The organism is Bacillus sonorensis NBRC 101234 = KCTC 13918 (assembly GCF_001592005.1).
In the GTDB taxonomy this organism is placed as follows: domain Bacteria; phylum Bacillota; class Bacilli; order Bacillales; family Bacillaceae; genus Bacillus; species Bacillus sonorensis.
Genome location: NZ_BCVZ01000001.1, coordinates 345,885 through 361,604, shown reverse-complemented (window position 1 = coordinate 361,604; position 15,720 = coordinate 345,885). Strand labels below are relative to the sequence as shown.

Below are 15,720 nucleotides of genomic sequence, written 5' to 3'. Positions count from 1 at the left end.
GCTTTTTTGTATAAAGTGAGGGAGGGGGTGATGGAATGGATCTGCAGAAAATCATTGATCAAGCGGTGGAATCATCAACCGGGAATTTGGCGGTTCGAAGAATAAAAGAAGTGGGAGGCGGCGACATCAACCGCTCTTTCCTTGTAGAAACAGATGAAACCCGCTTGTTCATCAAAGTCAATCATGGAGTGCCGGCCGATTTTTTTGAAAAAGAGGCCATGGGACTTGCAGAGCTGAAACAAACAAACGCCGTGAAGGTGCCGGAAGTGTTGGCGTACAACGGAAAAAGCGATGCCGGGCGTTTTCTGGTTCTCTCCTATATCAAAAGCACACTCTCTTTTCAGGCTGAGGAAAAGCTTGGCGTCCAGCTGGCCGGCATGCACCGGACGAAAAAGCCGTATTACGGTTTGGCGCATAATAATTATATCGGTACATTCCAGCAGGAAAACGGCAGATATGACAGCTGGAATACCTATTACCGGGAGAAAAGGCTGCTTACGCAAATCAAACTCGCTTGTGAAAAAGGTTTTTTGAATGAAAGACAGGCGGAGAAGCATATCAGGCTTGCAGAGTCGATCGGACGCTGGCTTCCGGACAACCCCCGCTCATCCGTGCTGCATGGAGATCTTTGGGGAGGCAATTGGATGACAGGCGGGGACGGTTCCCCATATCTTATCGACCCGGCCGTATTATATGGGGACTGCCAGATGGATTTGGCGATGACCGCATTGTTCGGCGGTTTTACTGAACGGTTTTACCGCGCTTATGAGGAAGCGTCGGGAGAAGCGCTCAATCGCGACATCTGGCCTTTATATCAGCTGTTTTATGTTTATATGCATTTGAATTCCTTTGGTGAGAGCTATTTGGCTCATACCGAAAGAATTGTCAAACAGTATATCGGATAAGTGACAGTCCAAAGGCAAAAATATCGATTTTGTGACAGAACAAACACCCTTTCAAGGGTGTTTTTTAGTTGATGGAACGGGCTTTTGCTCAACGTCATGGTAAATAAAACCTATTTGTTGTCAAAAAAAGTTTGGTTTTTAGTCAAGGTTTGGTCACAAAATGATCCATTTTTTAGGTAATTAGATCTTTTTTTCTATAATCAAACGGTGTAAATTACTTATATAAGTAGTCTTTATGTTGTTTTATAAGTCTATTGTATTATTTTGAGAGCAGACGGCTTTGGGCATCTCAAAGCGTCACCTGTAAGAGCATTATTGTGAAGTGCTGAACAAATGGAGAAGCATGATTTTTGATCAAATGGAGGTAGCAGGGAATGAACGAATTAATCTTAGCCCGGTTTCAATTCGCTTCAACAACAATCTTTCACTTTATCTTTGTTCCGATGTCAATCGGACTTGTCTTTATGGTTGCTTTGATGGAAACCCTTTACGTTGTAAAGAAAAAAGACGTTTACCGGACGATGGCGAAATTTTGGGGGCACTTATTCTTAATTAACTTTGCCGTCGGTGTCGTCACCGGGATTTTACAGGAGTTTCAGTTTGGGATGAACTGGTCTGAATATTCGCGCTTTGTCGGCGACGTATTCGGAGCCCCGCTGGCTGTTGAGGCCCTTTTGGCCTTTTTTATGGAATCGACCTTCATCGGTTTATGGATATTCGGCTGGGACCGCCTTCCGAAGAAGGTTCATTTGCTCTCCATCTGGCTTGTGTCGATCGGTACGATGCTGTCTGCATTTTGGATTTTAGCCGCCAACTCGTTTATGCAGGAGCCTGTCGGCTTTGCGATTAAAAACGGCCGGGCGGAGATGACCGATTTCTTTGCGATTATTAAAAACCCGCAGCTGTGGGTGGAATTTCCGCACGTCATTTTCGGCGCGCTTGCCACGGGGGCGTTTTTTATCGCCGGTGTGAGTGCGTACAAAATGCTGAAAAAGCAGGAAATGGCCTTTTTTAAAAAGTCTTTTCAGATCGCCATGATTGTAGCGCTCGTTTCAGGAATCGGCGTTGCCTTCAGCGGTCATGAACAGGCACAGCATCTGATGAAGAGCCAGCCGATGAAAATGGCTGCAAGCGAAGCGCTTTGGGATGACAGCGGAGACCCTGCCGCATGGACGATGCTTGCCAATATTGACTCGGACAAGCAGGAAAACAAGTCTGAAATCAGCATTCCTTATGCGCTGAGCTATCTGGCTTATAAAAAATTCAGCGGCGATGTTCCGGGGATGAAAACATTGCAAAAACAATATGAAAAAAAATATGGGGAAGGAAACTATATTCCGCCGGTAAAAACGACATTTTGGAGCTTCAGGATTATGGCAGGCGCGGGAATCCTCATGATCATTGCGGCTTTGACCGGACTTTTCCTCAGCTTCCGCAAAAAGCTTGAGACTAGCAAATGGTTTTTGCGGGTGATGGTCGGACTGATCGCATTTCCGTTCATCGCCAACACGGCGGGATGGATTATGACAGAGATCGGACGGCAGCCGTGGACGGTTTTTGGAATATTGACAACCGCTCAATCTGTTTCACCGAATGTTTCAGCGGGAATGCTTCTGTTCTCGGTGATTGCGTTCACTGCGATTTATCTCATTTTGGCGCTGGTCCTTGTCTATCTGTTTGTCCGTGAGATTAAAAAAGGGGCTGGGCATCATGACCATCATCATGAGGCGCCCGTTTCGACAGACCCGTTTGATCAGGAGGTTTACCATGGTATCTCTTAATGAGCTCTGGTTTATATTAGTCGCGGTGTTGTTCATAGGTTTTTTCTTTCTCGAAGGCTTCGATTTCGGAGTCGGAATGGCGACCCGGTTTCTCGGGCGGAATGAGCTTGAACGGCGGGTGATGATCAATACGATCGGCCCTTTCTGGGATGCGAATGAAGTCTGGCTGCTGACCGGCGGCGGGGCGATTTTCGCCGCTTTTCCAAATTGGTATGCGACGATGTTCAGCGGATATTATATCCCGTTCGTGTTTGTGCTGCTTGCCTTGATTGGACGGGGTGTCGCTTTTGAGTTCAGAGGAAAAGTGGAAACGGCGAAATGGACGAAGACGTGGGATTGGGTCGTGTTTTTCGGAAGCCTTTTGCCGCCGTTTTTGTTCGGCGTTTTATTCACCAGCATTTTACGGGGGATGCCGATAGACGCCGAGATGAATATTCACGCCGGCTTCACAGATTATGTGAATGTCTATTCGGTCACCGGCGGGGTCACAGTCACGCTTTTATGCCTGCTGCACGGCCTGATATTCATTACCCTTAGAACGGAGGCGGACTTGCGTGACCGTGCGAGACAGCTGGCCGGAAAAGTTATTTTCGCCGTTTTGGCCGCGCTCGCTGCTTTTGTTGCGCTGTCCATTTTTGAAACCGATCTGTTCACAGGCCGCGGCCAGGTGACGATTCCGCTTGCCGCTTTGATTGTCGTCTGCTATGTGCTTGCCATCATGTTTATGAAACAAAAACGCGACGGCTGGACGTTTGCCATGACGGGAGCGGGGATCGCACTCACAGTGGGCACGATTTTTACGGCGCTGTTTCCGCGCGTCATGATCAGCTCTGTGAAAAGCGCATATGACTTGACGATCTATAATGCTTCCTCAGGCGACTATTCGTTAAAAGTCATGACGATTGTCGCGCTGACATTGCTGCCATTTGTGCTGGGCTACCAAATCTGGAGCTACTATGTGTTCCGGAAACGCGTCAGCAGTAAGGAGCCTATGATTTATTAATGGGAAAAGATCTCTTTCAATATAAAGGAATGAAACGGATTCTCGCGGTGCTGACCATGCTGACCTTGATGCAGGGCGCCGCGATCATCATGCAGGCGGAGTGGCTTGCGGAGGCGGTGACCCGCCTTTTTAACGGCGAACGAATCGATGCGCTGTATTCGTTGCTCACCTTCTTTCTTGCGGCGTTTCTGCTTCGCCATGCGATCACGCTTGTAAAGCAGCGGGCGGTTTATCATTACGCCGCAAAGACCGGGGCTGATATGCGGAAAAGCTTTCTGGAAAAGCTTTTTCAATCCGGACCGCTGCTTGCAAGACAAAAGGGGACAGGGCATGTGGTCACGCTCGCCATGGAAGGCATTGCCCAGTTCCGCCGCTATCTGGAGCTGTTTCTTCCGAAGATGGTCAGCATGGCTGTAATCCCGGCTGCAATTGTATGTTATGTCTTTTTCAAAGACAAATCGTCGGCAACGGTCTTAATTGTGACGATGCCGATTTTGATTGCGTTTATGATTCTGCTCGGGTATGCCGCTAAAAGAAAAGCCGACCGGCAGTGGAAAAGCTACCAGGTGCTATCCAATCATTTTACAGACTCGCTTCGCGGACTGGAAACATTGAAGTTTTTAGGTTTAAGCCGTTCACATGAGAACAATATTTTTAAGGTGAGCGAAAGATATCGGAAGGCGACGATGAGTACGCTCAAAATCGCTTTTCTGTCATCGTTTGCCCTTGATTTTTTTACGATGCTGTCCGTTGCGACTGTGGCTGTGTTTCTCGGATTGGGACTTGTAGAAGGGCATATAACACTCGGCCCGGCTCTTACGATACTCATTTTGGCTCCCGAGTTTTTTCTGCCTGTGCGCGAGGTCGGCAACGATTATCATGCAACATTGAACGGACAGGAAGCGGGAAAAGCGATCAAGAACATTTTGGATGCACCCGCTTTTCAAGAGGAGGAGCCGCTTGAGCTTGGTGTATGGTCTGATGAGGATCAACTGCAATTAAAAAACGTCTCTGTACAGCATGAGGAAGGGGAAAGCCAATCCTTAACAGATATCTCGCTTTCGTTTAAAGGAAAGAAAAAAATCGGCATCATCGGTGAAAGCGGAGCAGGGAAGTCTACGCTGATCGATGTGCTGGGCGGCTTTTTGCAAACGGCCGGCGGAACGATCGAAGTCGGCGGGGCGGAAAGAACCCACCTGCAGGCGGAGAGCTGGCAGCGGCAGCTTATCTATATTCCGCAGCATCCGTATATTTTTCCAGACACACTGAGCGCCAATATCCGTTTTTATCATCCTGATGCATCTTCAGAAGAAGTGGCACAGGCAGCAGCGGCAGCCGGACTGACGCAGCTGATTGCTGAACTTCCGTCCGGCGTTGATGAACGGATAGGCGAAGGCGGAAGAGCGCTGAGCGGCGGGCAGGCGCAGCGGACTGCCATAGCCAGGGCTTTCCTCGGAAACCGTCCGATTCTTCTGTTGGATGAACCGACGGCACACCTGGATATTGAAACAGAATACGAAATAAAAGAAACGATGCTGGAGCTGTTTGAGGACAAGCTTGTCTTTATCGCGACCCACCGGCTGCACTGGATGCCGGATATGGATGAAATCATCGTGCTGAAGGATGGGAAAGTGGCGGAAACCGGAACGCATCAACAATTGATCGAAAAACGCGGCGTCTACTACGGCCTTGTTGAGGCGCAGTCGTTTGGAGGTGCATCATGAAAAAGGAACAGTGGATACTGCCGTATATGAAGAAAAATAGAAAACTGTTGATCATTGTGGTTTTACTTGGCGGACTGACGGTATGTTCCGCCGCTTTTCTTATGTATACATCAGGCTATTTGATTTCAAAAGCGGCAACGCGGCCGGAGAATGTTTTAATGATCTATGTGCCGATCGTGGCGGTCCGCACCTTTGGTATACTGCGGGCTGTGGCAAGGTATGTCGAGCGGCTGACAGGCCATCACATGATTTTGAACATTTTATCCGATATGCGTGTCAGGCTGTACCGGCTGCTTGAACCGCAGGCTCTGAAATTGCGTTCGCGCTTTCGTACGGGCGATATGCTGGGGATATTGGCCGATGATATCGAGCATTTGCAGGATATGTATTTGAAAACGGTTTTTCCGGGCATTTCGGCGCTGCTTTTGTATATCATCTTTATCGCTGCCCTTGGCTGCTTTTCATGGCCTTTTGCCGGACTCGTCGCGATCTATGCCGCTGTTCTCGTTTTTCTTGTTCCGCTTGTTTCCCTGCTTGTCACAAGGGCGAAAAACATCGAGTTAAAAAGAGGGCGCAGCCGGCTTTACCGCCAGCTGACAGATGCTGTCATGGGTGTGAGCGACTGGATTTTCAGCGGCCGGCAAAACGACTTTATCCGCACTTATGAAGAGGCTGAAGACACATGGCTTCAAATTGAAAGAAAACGTCAGCGTTTCATCCGCTGGAGGGATTTCGCCGTCCAGTGCTTAACAGCCGGGCTCGTATTGATGATGCTGATTTGGGCCGGCGGACAAAGCGCAGAAGGCGCGTTGCCCCACACGTTCATTGCGGCGTTTGTCCTTGTGGTGTTTCCGCTGACGGAAGCGTTCTTTCCGCTTTCTGATGCAGCAGCGGCGATTCCGCAATACGAGGATTCGCTACAGCGTATGGAAGGGCTTAGGCCGGAACAGGAAAAAGATCATCCCGTTCCGTCAGAAAAGGCCGAGGCGGTCGGCTTACAAGATGTTACGCTCCGTTTTGAGGATGTTTCATTTTCATATGAATATGGACAGCCGGTATTGCAGGGTGTTTCTTTTACGGTAAGGCAAGGAGAAAAAATTGCGCTTTTAGGACCAAGCGGTGCCGGAAAGTCAACGATTTTGACCATGATTGAGGGGGCGCTTGCTCCGGATGCGGGGCATGTCATGTTTAACGGAGTCGCTGCCGCAGCCCTTCAAGATGACATTTCCCGGGTTGTCGGTGTTTTGAATCAAAAGCCGCATCTGTTTGATACGACGATTTTAAATAATATTCGGCTCGGCAATCCAGAAGCCAGTGATGAAGATGTGTACTGGGCGGCGCGACAGGTAAAGCTTCATGACTTGATTGAATCGCTCCCTGACGGATATCATACATCCGTGCAGGAAACGGGCAGCCGTTTTTCGGGAGGAGAGCGCCAGCGGATCGCATTGGCGCGCATCCTTTTACAGGGGGCACCCGTGATCGTTTTGGACGAACCGACCGTTGGACTTGATCCGATAACGGAGAGGGAGCTGCTTGTGACGATGTTTGAAGCGCTTGAAGGAAAGACCGTTCTTTGGATCACCCACCACTTGGCGGGAGCGGAAGCGGCTGACCGGATTCTTTTTCTCGAGAATGGAAGGATCGAAATGGAAGGAAGCCATCTGGAATTGTTGCAAGAAAATCAGCGCTATCAGCGGCTGTATAAGCTGGATGCGCCTGCGGTACGGCTATAGCATTCAAGGCAGCTTCAGTTGTGAAGCTGCCTTTATTTTCAGCAATATTTAAGGCGCCGGTTATCTGGGGTTAAGCTCGAACTGATACAATCAATTCATACTAAAGGCGAGGGAGAGAGAAACGATTGGACACTCAGCGGCTGCAGGTCGATAGAATGATTTGGTTGGATCAAGCGAGGGGAATCGCCCTTTTTGGCATCCTGCTTGCGAATATGCTTTTGTTTCAATATGGGATGTGGGAGGATTTAGCCTTTAAACCGCTGGCTTCTTATGATCATTGGGCTTATGAATGGACGAGGATTTTTGCTGTCGGCAGCTTTATGCCCCTGTTTGCTTTTCTATTTGGATACGGCATGGTATTAATGAGAGACAGGTTGGAACAAAGAGGAATGGTGAAATACCGTCGTGTATTCATGCGGCGCTTTCTGCTGCTGGCCGTTTTCGGCTATCTGCACAGCTACTTTATTTGGGATGGAGACATTTTGCTCAGCTACGGAATCGTCGGAATCGTCCTGCTGTTCCTGTTTATCAATCGACAACCGAAGACCATTTTGATATGGGCCGTCAGTTTATTTGCGGTTTATGTTTTGATGTGTTTTGGAAGCGGGGGAGTGGAGCCTGACTCGGAGTTAACGGCGTTTAATGAGCGGACAGCTGAGGTGATGCAAGGCGGGAGCTATTGGGAAATCGTTTCCCACCGGGCGAACGATGTCGTTCCATTATTTGATTTTGACGATTCGCTTCCAGAATGGATGGCAGGAGGATTATCCTTTTTGCTTCTTATGGTGCTTGCTCCTTTTTTTACTCTTCCACCATTCCTTATCGGTTTATATGCGGCAAAGAAAAAATGGCTCCATCAGCCCCGGCTTCATGTAAAGGGAATCCGGAGGGCTTTCTTTGCGGCGCTGACGATCGGCGCTCCATTAAAAGCACTGCCGCTTGTTTGGAGTGACCCAGCCGTTTATATGCTGAGTGAAGGCGTCGGACCGCTGGTGCTGACATGCTGCTATGTGACGGGAATCATGCTATTGACCCGGTCCGCATGGGGACAGCGCGTTTTAAAGCCTTTCGGAGCGGTTGGCAGATTGTCGCTGACAAACTATCTGATGCAAAGCATTGTGATGACCTCTGTTTTTTACGGATACGGCTTGGGGTTGTATGGAAAGCTTGGCGTATTGGCCGGCATCGGTATTGCCGTCTTGCTTTTCCTCTGTCAGATGGCCGCCAGCATGTGGTGGATCAAGAGGTTCCGGATCGGACCGTTTGAATGGCTGTGGCGGTTGGGAACATATTTGAAACCGCCGGCTTTTATCAAGAGGAACATGACAGCTAAGGGGCATTCTGTGGCAAAATAAATATATACCAAGCTTTTGTCAGTGTATGTACGAAGAAACAGGGTATATTCAGGTAGAGCTTAAATAAACGTTTGTTTAAAAGGGTGTGAAGTTAGATGGCTGAAGAAAAGCTGCCGATTTGGACGAAAGAGCGGGTAAAAGCTTCGCTGCCGAAAAGGGGAAGTGACAGCCATAAAGGAACATACGGCACAGGGTTATTGCTTGCCGGAAGCGATGATATGCCGGGGGCGGCTCTGATTGCGGGTTACGGCGCTATGAGAAGCGGCATTGGAAAGCTTGTTATTGGCACATCAGAAAGTGCTGTTCCTCTGATCGTTCCCGTTCTCCCTGAGGCAACCTATTGGCGGGATGGACTGGAAAAAGCGGCAAGGGGAGACGTTGAAGAGCATTATCGGGCGATTGCGATTGGACCGGGGCTGCTTCCTTCTGAAACGACGGAATTGGCCGTGCGCAGGGTATTGCAGGAAGAATGCCCGGTTGTGCTTGACGCCGGGGCATTGTCAAAACGGCTGTATCCCGATCGCAAAGCACCGATTATTGTGACGCCCCATCCCGGGGAATTTTCAAGAATCACCGGTCTGTCGATTCAAGAGGTGCAGACCCGACGGGCATCTCTTGCCAAAGAATGGGCGGTAAAACTCGGAGTAACCATCGTTTTGAAAGGAAATGAAACGGTCATCGCGTTTCCAGACGGAGAGTGCTGGAGAAATCAGACCGGCAATGGCGCTCTTGCGAAGGGAGGAACAGGCGATACGTTAACAGGCATGCTTCTCGGCATGCTCTGCTGCCACGAAAATCCGAAAGAAGCGGTGCTGAACGCTGTCCATCTGCATGGCGCCTGTGCAGACGCATGGATCAGCACCCGCTCGGCGCATACTTTGCTTGCACATGAGCTTTCTCATTGGCTGCCGGAGGTATGGAAGGATTATGAGGAATAAACATCGTGAAACGTCCGGGGGGAACCCGGACGTTTCCACTGACCTTTTTAAGGATTGATTTTGCCGACCCCGGCGTTTTGTGTGACGACCGCTTTGACATTGTCCACGCTGTCGAGCGAGTATTTGTAAGGCGGCTGATAGGTCGTTGTTGAGGAAGTCGGCATGCTGCCTGTCGAGTTTACAAATTTATTGTTGGACACGTCCCAATAGCCAGGTTTATCGCTGTACCAGGAGACGATCGGATCTTTGGCATTTTCAAAGAGATTGTTTTCGATTTTGATGCGTGCACCCATTCTTGAGTTGATGCCGCTTTCGATGATGTTGCTGTAGTAGTTGTTATAAATGTGGCCTTCACCGAATCTGAATGCAGGAACACGGGAATTCAAGTTTTCAAACCAATTATGGTGGAATGTAATGGTCCGATTGTTATTGTCGCTGTCAGAGTTGCCCATCAGCATCGATTTCCATGCATCATGTACATAGTTCCAAGAGAAAGTGATGTATTGGGAGTCTTTTTTGGCGTCGAATAATCCGTCATAGTGGTCTTTGTCAACATCTAAACTGTGGTAAAGCTCATTATGATCGACCCATATGTTTTTGGAAGGACCTTCAATGCTGATCGCGTCTTTATCGCCTGCGGCGACTTCATGAATTTTCAAATTGCGGATAATGATGTTGTTTGCCCGCCACACTTTAATGCCGACGCCCTTGAGTTCGCCTTTTGTCCCGGAGCCGAGAATCGATACATTAGAGACGTCTTTTACATTAATTTTTGATTCAGAGGTATTGGAGGTTGTAATTGTACCATTGACGTAAATTTTCAAAGGTGTATTCGAATTTTTGTTTTTCAAGGCGGCGTTCAGCTGGTCTCCGGTCGTGACGGTAACCGTCTGTCCGCCTTCACCGCCGGTTGTTCCCCCATTTAAAGAAGCAAAGCCGGTTAAACTGAAATCGGCAAGCGGACTGGCTTTTGGCGAATGGAGCACAGAAGCGGCTTCCGCAGAAACTGCCCCTGTTAAAGAGCCGATCAACCCGATGACAAAAATGAACATCACGCTTATTATTTTCTTCATTGTTTTCCTCCTCATTGTTTTTTTAAAACCCCTTAGAAAACGCTTACAACGGATTAAGGCGGCTGGCGGCAAATGCTCATCTCTCGACCTCCCTTTTATTGGAATTATGGAGAGCATAGCACAATGGACAGAATTATCTGAATAATCATGAAATGAGTTCAATTCGCGTATAAGCTGTTGATTATGACAAAAGACACAATTCTGAGGCAAAGCGTATGGAAGGGGAGATCTTTTGTCATATCAATCTGCAAAAAAAAAGCAACTATGGAAATGACATTCCATAGTTGCCGGGTTCCTATATTTTGTCGGATCAACGATTCACCTGTCCTCAGCATTGTGGCGGGCATAGGCTTTTTCGATTTGCCTGGGTGCGGTCAAGGGTGCAAACGATAAAGATTTTAAAAAGCAAAACCGGAGCGGCATTCATGTCAGCTCCGGTTTTGCTTGGCCGTTGACCTTTTGCAAGACGACGTCTGCAAGCACTTCAATCAAACGGGGATCGGTGTTGGGCATCGGCGGACGGTAATAGTTGGCGCCAAGCTCATCCGTTATCACTCTGCATTCATAGTCGTTATCATAAAGAACTTCCAGGTGGTCAGCCACAAAGCCGACTGGCGTATATATAAAGGATCTGTAGCCTTCCCGGAAAAGCTCCCGCGTTACATCCTGAACATCAGGCCCAAGCCATGGATCCGGTGTGTTCCCTTCGCTTTGCCAGGCGACTGTCACCTGATTAAATGGAAGGCGTTCAGAGATGAGCTGTGCTGTTTCCGCAAGCTGCTTCGGATAGGGATCGCCATGTTCGAGAATCTTTTCAGGCAAACTGTGGGCGGAGCAAATAACCATCGTGTTTTGCAGCTCATTCTGCGGCATCTGTCTTAATATCCTGCCGATTTCTTCCGCCCAATAGCTGATAAAGCCTTCTTCTTGATACCATTCACGAATGGAGGTGATCCGGGGACCGCCGATGTCCTGCGCCGCTTTTTTCGCCCGCCGGTTGTACACCTCTGTGCTAAAGGTAGAGTAGTGGGGGGCCAAGACGATGGAAACCGCTTCCTCGATCTGATCCTGCTTCATTTGTTCAACCGCATCCTCAATAAATGGAGAGATGTGTTTTAACCCGATATACATGATAAATTCAACATCATCTTGCCGGGCGTTCAACGCTTCTTCCAATTTTTTTGCTTGAGAGGCTGTAATTTCTGCAAGCGGAGAAATTCCGCCGATATGCTGATAGCGTTTTTTTAAATCTTCAATCATGCTGTCGCTCGGTCTCTTTCCATGGCGGATATGCGTATAATACGGGATGATATCCTCCTCCTTGTAAGGAGTGCCGTAAGCCATGACGAGTAGGCCGATTTTTTTTCTTGCCATGTTATCTTCACCTCTGCTGCTGGTCTTGGCATGCCGTACATGTTCCGTAAATCTCTAAATCATGCGTGTGAATCTTATAATTCGTTAACTGTGCAGCTGCGTGCTCGACCTCTTTTAGAAGGGGGTAGTCGAGATCAACGATTTTCCCGCACGACTTGCAGATCACATGATAATGGTGCCGTTTAACAAGCTCATACTTGCTTTTTCCGCTTCCATAGGGGAGTTCCTGTATCACTCCGAGCTTTACAAACAACTTGAGATTGCCGTATATTGTCGGCAAACTCATAAATGGAAGCTCCTGGTGGATATCCTCTGCTGATGGATGGCCATTGATCGCAATCATCGTTTTTAAGATCTGCAATCTTTGAGTTGTCACACGTAATCCGCTCTTTTTCAAAAGCGGGATGAGTTCTGTCATTTTTTCATCTTCCATAGTAAATCCCCCGCCAATGTGGATGAATGAACAGGCATCCGTATGAAACGAATGCCTTGTAATTGAGAAATGAAAGGTTGCCGTTTAAACTTCCTGTGGCACTGACAAGTTGAGCCCTTGTGCAACGCGTGTGCCATAATCAGGATCTGCTTTGTAAAAATGCTTGATCTGACGCAGTTTGATCTCGTCTTTTGTCACTTGTTTCATCGAGCCGACGATATTGCTGATCAGTCGTGAACGTTCATCTTCGCTTAACAGGCGGTACAGGTCGCCGGCCTGCGTATAATGGTCGTTGTGATCGTAGGCGACGCTGTCTGCAGACCCTGAAACAGGGTAAGCCGTTGTTTTATGTTCCGGTGTTTCCGCCGGGCCTCCGAAGCTGTTCGGTTCATAGTAGACGGAGCCGCCGCCGTTATTGTCAAAGCGCATTTGACCGTCGCGCTGATAGTTATGGACGTCAGTCTTCGGACGGTTGATCGGCAGGCTGTTGTGGTTGGCTCCGACACGATAGCGATGGGCATCGGCATATGCGAACAGCCGTCCCTGAAGCATTTTGTCAGGTGAAGGTTCGATCCCCGGCACAAGCGTTCCAGGAGAGAACGTCGCTTGCTCAACCTCAGCGAAATAGTTTTCCGGATTGCGGTTTAATACCATGCGGCCCACTTCAATCAAAGGATAATCCTTTTGAGACCATACCTTTGTGACATCAAACGGATCAAAACGGTACGTATCCGCGTCTTCTAAAGGCATGATTTGTACGTACAGTTTCCATGCCGGGAAGTCGCCCTTTTCAATGGCCTCATATAAATCTTGCGTGTGGTAATCCGGATTTTCGCCTGCAATCCGTGTGGCCACTTCTTCAGTCAAATTTTTAATGCCCTGTTCGGTTTTAAAGTGGTACTTAACCCATACGCCGTCACCTTCTGCGTTCACCCATTTGAATGTATGGCTGCCGAAGCCGTGCATGTGACGGTATGTGGCCGGAATCCCGCGGTCAGACATGAGGATTGTGACTTGATGCAGTGATTCAGGGGATAAAGACCAAAAATCCCATACGGCATCAGGGTTTTTCAAATGTGTTACCGGATGGCGCTTTTGTGTATGAATAAAATCAGGGAATTTAATCGCATCGCGAATAAAGAAAACCGGTGTGTTGTTGCCAACCAGGTCGTAATTCCCTTCCTCTGTATAAAATTTAACAGCGAATCCGCGAGGGTCGCGAACGGAATCTGCTGAACCGTTTTCGCCTGCTACAGTGGAAAAACGGACAAATAAAGGTGTGCGTTTTCCTGTTTCAGATAAAAATTTGGCTTTTGTATATTTGGAAACATCATTTGTGACTTCAAAATAACCATGTGCACCGGCGCCTTTTGCATGCACAACCCGTTCAGGCACACGCTCTCTGTTGAAGTGGGCAAGTTTTTCAAGGAGGTGGACGTCTTGAATCAGAGTCGGTCCCCGGGAACCTGCCGTCATTGAGTTTTGATTATCTCCAACCGGAGCGCCCCAGCTGGTTGTAAGGTTGTTTTTGCTTGTCGTCATAAAAGGATCACCTCGCGTAAAATTTGATTACAAAAATAATGATAACATTTCTCAAGAAAAAAACAATATTTATTTATAATAATTATAAATAAAAAATTGGAATCTTTTTTAATGATTATTAATTAGGGTTCATCTGTATATATTTTCCTCTTTGGGATAAGTTAAAGATTATTCCAAATAAAGGAGGATTCATATGGGGTATCAAGAGCATCAGAAAAAATCGGATATGGAAACGGACGATACCTTAACCAATCGGCAAGGACATCCAATAACGAACAATCAGAGCATCAGAACCGTCGGAAACAGAGGTCCTTCAACATTGGAGAACTATGATTTTTTGGAGAAGATCAGCCACTTTGACAGGGAGAGGGTTCCGGAGCGGGTCGTTCATGCCAGGGGAGCCGGAGCGCACGGCTATTTCGAAGCTTATGGGACTGCAGGCGATGAGCCGGTCTCAAAGTATACGAGAGCAAAGCTGTTTCAGGAAAAAGGAAAAAAGACACCCGTATTTGTCCGTTTTTCAACGGTTACGCACGGAATATCCTCTCCTGAAACGCTCCGCGATCCTCGCGGTTTTGCTGTGAAATTTTATACGGAAGACGGAAACTGGGATCTGGTCGGAAATAATCTGAAGATCTTCTTTATCCGTGATGCGGTGAAGTTTCCTGATTTAATCCATGCATTTAAGCCGGACCCTGTTACGAATTTGCAGGACGGCGAAAGAATTTTTGATTTCATTTCCAACACGCCTGAAGCCATGCACATGATCACATTTTTGTTTTCGCCTTGGGGCATTCCGGCGAACTACCGGCAGATGCAGGGGTCCGGTGTCAACACGTACAAGTGGGTGAACCAAGAAGGAAAAGCCGTCCTTGTGAAATATCACTGGGAACCGAAGCAGGGAATCAAAAACTTAACGCAAAAAGAGGCGGAAGAGATTCAGGCGAAAAACTTCAATCACGCCACACAAGATTTATATGAAGCGATTGAGCGGGGAGATTTTCCGGAGTGGGAGCTGTTCGTTCAAATCATGAGTGATGATGAGCACCCTGAACTCGATTTTGACCCGCTTGACGACACAAAGCTGTGGCCTGAGGATCAATTTCCTTGGCTGCCTGTCGGCAAAATGGTATTAAACAAAAATCCGGAAGACTATTTTACAGAAGTCGAACAGGCGGCGTTTGGAACAGGAGTGCTGGTCGACGGTCTTGATTTTTCCGATGACAAAATGCTTCAGGGACGTACGTTTTCCTACTCCGATACACAGCGCTACAGAGTGGGAGCCAACTATCTGCAGCTGCCGATTAATGCGCCGAAAAAAAGGGTGGCAACCAATCAGCGGGGAGGCCAGATGCAGTACAAGGTCGATTTAGGCAAAAATCAAAGCCCGCACATCAACTATGAACCTTCAACCATCAACGGGCTGAAAGAAGCGAAGCAGGACGGCAAAGAATACACGCCGCATGTGGAAGGAAATCTGGTCCGCGAAAGTATCGACAGGCAGAATAACTTCAAGCAGGCCGGGGACACTTACAGGCATTTCGATGACTGGGAAAAGGACGAGCTGATCACGAATCTGGTCAATACTCTTGCGCCATGTGACAAAAGAATCCAAACGAAAATGATCGAGATGCTGAAGCAATGCGACAAGGAATATGGAAGCAGGGTCGAGGAAGGTTTGAAAAACGACTCAAGCCAAAATACATCCAGCCGGGAGCCGATTGGGGCAGAAGGCGCTGAAGATGCGCCAAAGCAAGCGGAAGAAAAAGGCCATTCTCAAGACCCGTATTAAAGCGGAAAACAGCGATGATCCCCGGGATTCATCGCTGTTTCACTTACAGCGGGGCTGACAGGTC

Annotated in this window: 12 protein-coding genes; 8 read left to right on the top strand and 4 right to left on the bottom strand. The window is 48.1% G+C overall.

Annotated elements, in window-relative coordinates; genetic code table 11:
• Nucleotides 1–35: 35 nt before the first annotated feature.
• The 7 genes from BTR1S_RS01745 to BTR1S_RS01715 all read left to right on the top strand — a co-directional run bounded on the left by BTR1S_RS01745 (nt 36) and on the right by BTR1S_RS01715 (nt 9,442).
• On the top strand, nt 36–905 hold the full coding sequence (locus BTR1S_RS01745) for a fructosamine kinase family protein (protein ID WP_006639599.1): 870 nt from the start codon (nt 36–38) through the stop codon (nt 903–905).
• 374 nt (nt 906–1,279) lie between these two features.
• Complete coding sequence (locus BTR1S_RS01740; protein WP_006639598.1) at nt 1,280–2,686, top strand: cytochrome ubiquinol oxidase subunit I; 1,407 nt, start codon at nt 1,280–1,282, stop codon at nt 2,684–2,686.
• Nucleotides 2,673–3,689, top strand: a complete 1,017-nt coding sequence (cydB, locus tag BTR1S_RS01735; protein ID WP_006639597.1) for a cytochrome d ubiquinol oxidase subunit II — start codon at nt 2,673–2,675, stop codon at nt 3,687–3,689. The genes BTR1S_RS01740 and cydB overlap by 14 nt, the downstream gene beginning before the upstream one ends.
• On the top strand, nt 3,689–5,413 hold the full coding sequence (cydD, locus tag BTR1S_RS01730) for a thiol reductant ABC exporter subunit CydD (protein ID WP_029419705.1): 1,725 nt from the start codon (nt 3,689–3,691) through the stop codon (nt 5,411–5,413). Before cydB ends, cydD begins: the two co-directional genes overlap by 1 nt.
• Nucleotides 5,410–7,149 carry a thiol reductant ABC exporter subunit CydC gene (cydC, locus tag BTR1S_RS01725; protein WP_029419704.1) on the top strand — a complete coding sequence of 580 codons (1,740 nt, stop codon included), beginning with the start codon at nt 5,410–5,412 and terminating at the stop codon, nt 7,147–7,149. The genes cydD and cydC overlap by 4 nt, the downstream gene beginning before the upstream one ends.
• A 125-nt stretch (nt 7,150–7,274) precedes the next feature.
• Complete coding sequence (locus tag BTR1S_RS01720; protein ID WP_006639594.1) at nt 7,275–8,504, top strand: DUF418 domain-containing protein; 1,230 nt, start codon at nt 7,275–7,277, stop codon at nt 8,502–8,504.
• Nucleotides 8,505–8,599: 95 nt separating this feature from the next.
• On the top strand, nt 8,600–9,442 hold the full coding sequence (locus BTR1S_RS01715; protein ID WP_006639593.1) for an NAD(P)H-hydrate dehydratase: 843 nt from the start codon (nt 8,600–8,602) through the stop codon (nt 9,440–9,442).
• Nucleotides 9,443–9,489: 47 nt separating this feature from the next.
• On the opposite strand, the gene BTR1S_RS01710 is transcribed toward BTR1S_RS01715, so the two are convergent.
• From BTR1S_RS01710 to katA, 4 genes are all read right to left on the bottom strand, one after another.
• The gene (locus BTR1S_RS01710) at nt 9,490–10,515 is read right to left on the bottom strand and encodes a pectate lyase family protein (protein WP_006639592.1); all 1,026 of its coding nucleotides are present in this window, start codon (nt 10,513–10,515) and stop codon (nt 9,490–9,492) included.
• 423 nt (nt 10,516–10,938) lie between these two features.
• On the bottom strand, nt 10,939–11,889 hold the full coding sequence (hemH, locus tag BTR1S_RS01705) for a ferrochelatase (protein ID WP_006639591.1): 951 nt from the start codon (nt 11,887–11,889) through the stop codon (nt 10,939–10,941).
• A gap of 7 nt (nt 11,890–11,896) precedes the next feature.
• The gene (locus BTR1S_RS01700) at nt 11,897–12,322 is read right to left on the bottom strand and encodes a Fur family transcriptional regulator (protein ID WP_006639590.1); all 426 of its coding nucleotides are present in this window, start codon (nt 12,320–12,322) and stop codon (nt 11,897–11,899) included.
• A gap of 84 nt (nt 12,323–12,406) precedes the next feature.
• On the bottom strand, nt 12,407–13,864 hold the full coding sequence (gene katA / locus BTR1S_RS01695; RefSeq protein ID WP_006639589.1) for a catalase KatA: 1,458 nt from the start codon (nt 13,862–13,864) through the stop codon (nt 12,407–12,409).
• A 193-nt stretch (nt 13,865–14,057) separates the two neighbouring features.
• Here katA and BTR1S_RS01690 point away from each other — a divergent pair, with 193 nt between their 5' ends.
• On the top strand, nt 14,058–15,656 hold the full coding sequence (locus BTR1S_RS01690; protein ID WP_006639588.1) for a catalase: 1,599 nt from the start codon (nt 14,058–14,060) through the stop codon (nt 15,654–15,656).
• Nucleotides 15,657–15,720 lie beyond the last annotated feature (64 nt).

Excerpts from the sequence above, each read along its gene's own strand:
- cydC (WP_029419704.1), top strand. The coding sequence starts at position 5,410 with ATGAAAAAGGAACAGTGGATACTGCCGTATATGAAGAAAAATAGAAAA.
- BTR1S_RS01715 (WP_006639593.1), top strand. The coding sequence starts at position 8,600 with ATGGCTGAAGAAAAGCTGCCGATTTGGACGAAAGAGCGGGTAAAAGCT.
- hemH (WP_006639591.1), bottom strand. The coding sequence starts at position 11,889 with ATGGCAAGAAAAAAAATCGGCCTACTCGTCATGGCTTACGGCACTCCT.
- cydB (WP_006639597.1), top strand. The coding sequence starts at position 2,673 with ATGGTATCTCTTAATGAGCTCTGGTTTATATTAGTCGCGGTGTTGTTC.
- cydD (WP_029419705.1), top strand. The coding sequence starts at position 3,689 with ATGGGAAAAGATCTCTTTCAATATAAAGGAATGAAACGGATTCTCGCG.
- BTR1S_RS01700 (WP_006639590.1), bottom strand. The coding sequence starts at position 12,322 with ATGGAAGATGAAAAAATGACAGAACTCATCCCGCTTTTGAAAAAGAGC.
- BTR1S_RS01710 (WP_006639592.1), bottom strand. The coding sequence starts at position 10,515 with ATGAAGAAAATAATAAGCGTGATGTTCATTTTTGTCATCGGGTTGATC.
- BTR1S_RS01745 (WP_006639599.1), top strand. The coding sequence starts at position 36 with ATGGATCTGCAGAAAATCATTGATCAAGCGGTGGAATCATCAACCGGG.
- BTR1S_RS01740 (WP_006639598.1), top strand. The coding sequence starts at position 1,280 with ATGAACGAATTAATCTTAGCCCGGTTTCAATTCGCTTCAACAACAATC.
- katA (WP_006639589.1), bottom strand. The coding sequence starts at position 13,864 with ATGACGACAAGCAAAAACAACCTTACAACCAGCTGGGGCGCTCCGGTT.
- BTR1S_RS01690 (WP_006639588.1), top strand. The coding sequence starts at position 14,058 with ATGGGGTATCAAGAGCATCAGAAAAAATCGGATATGGAAACGGACGAT.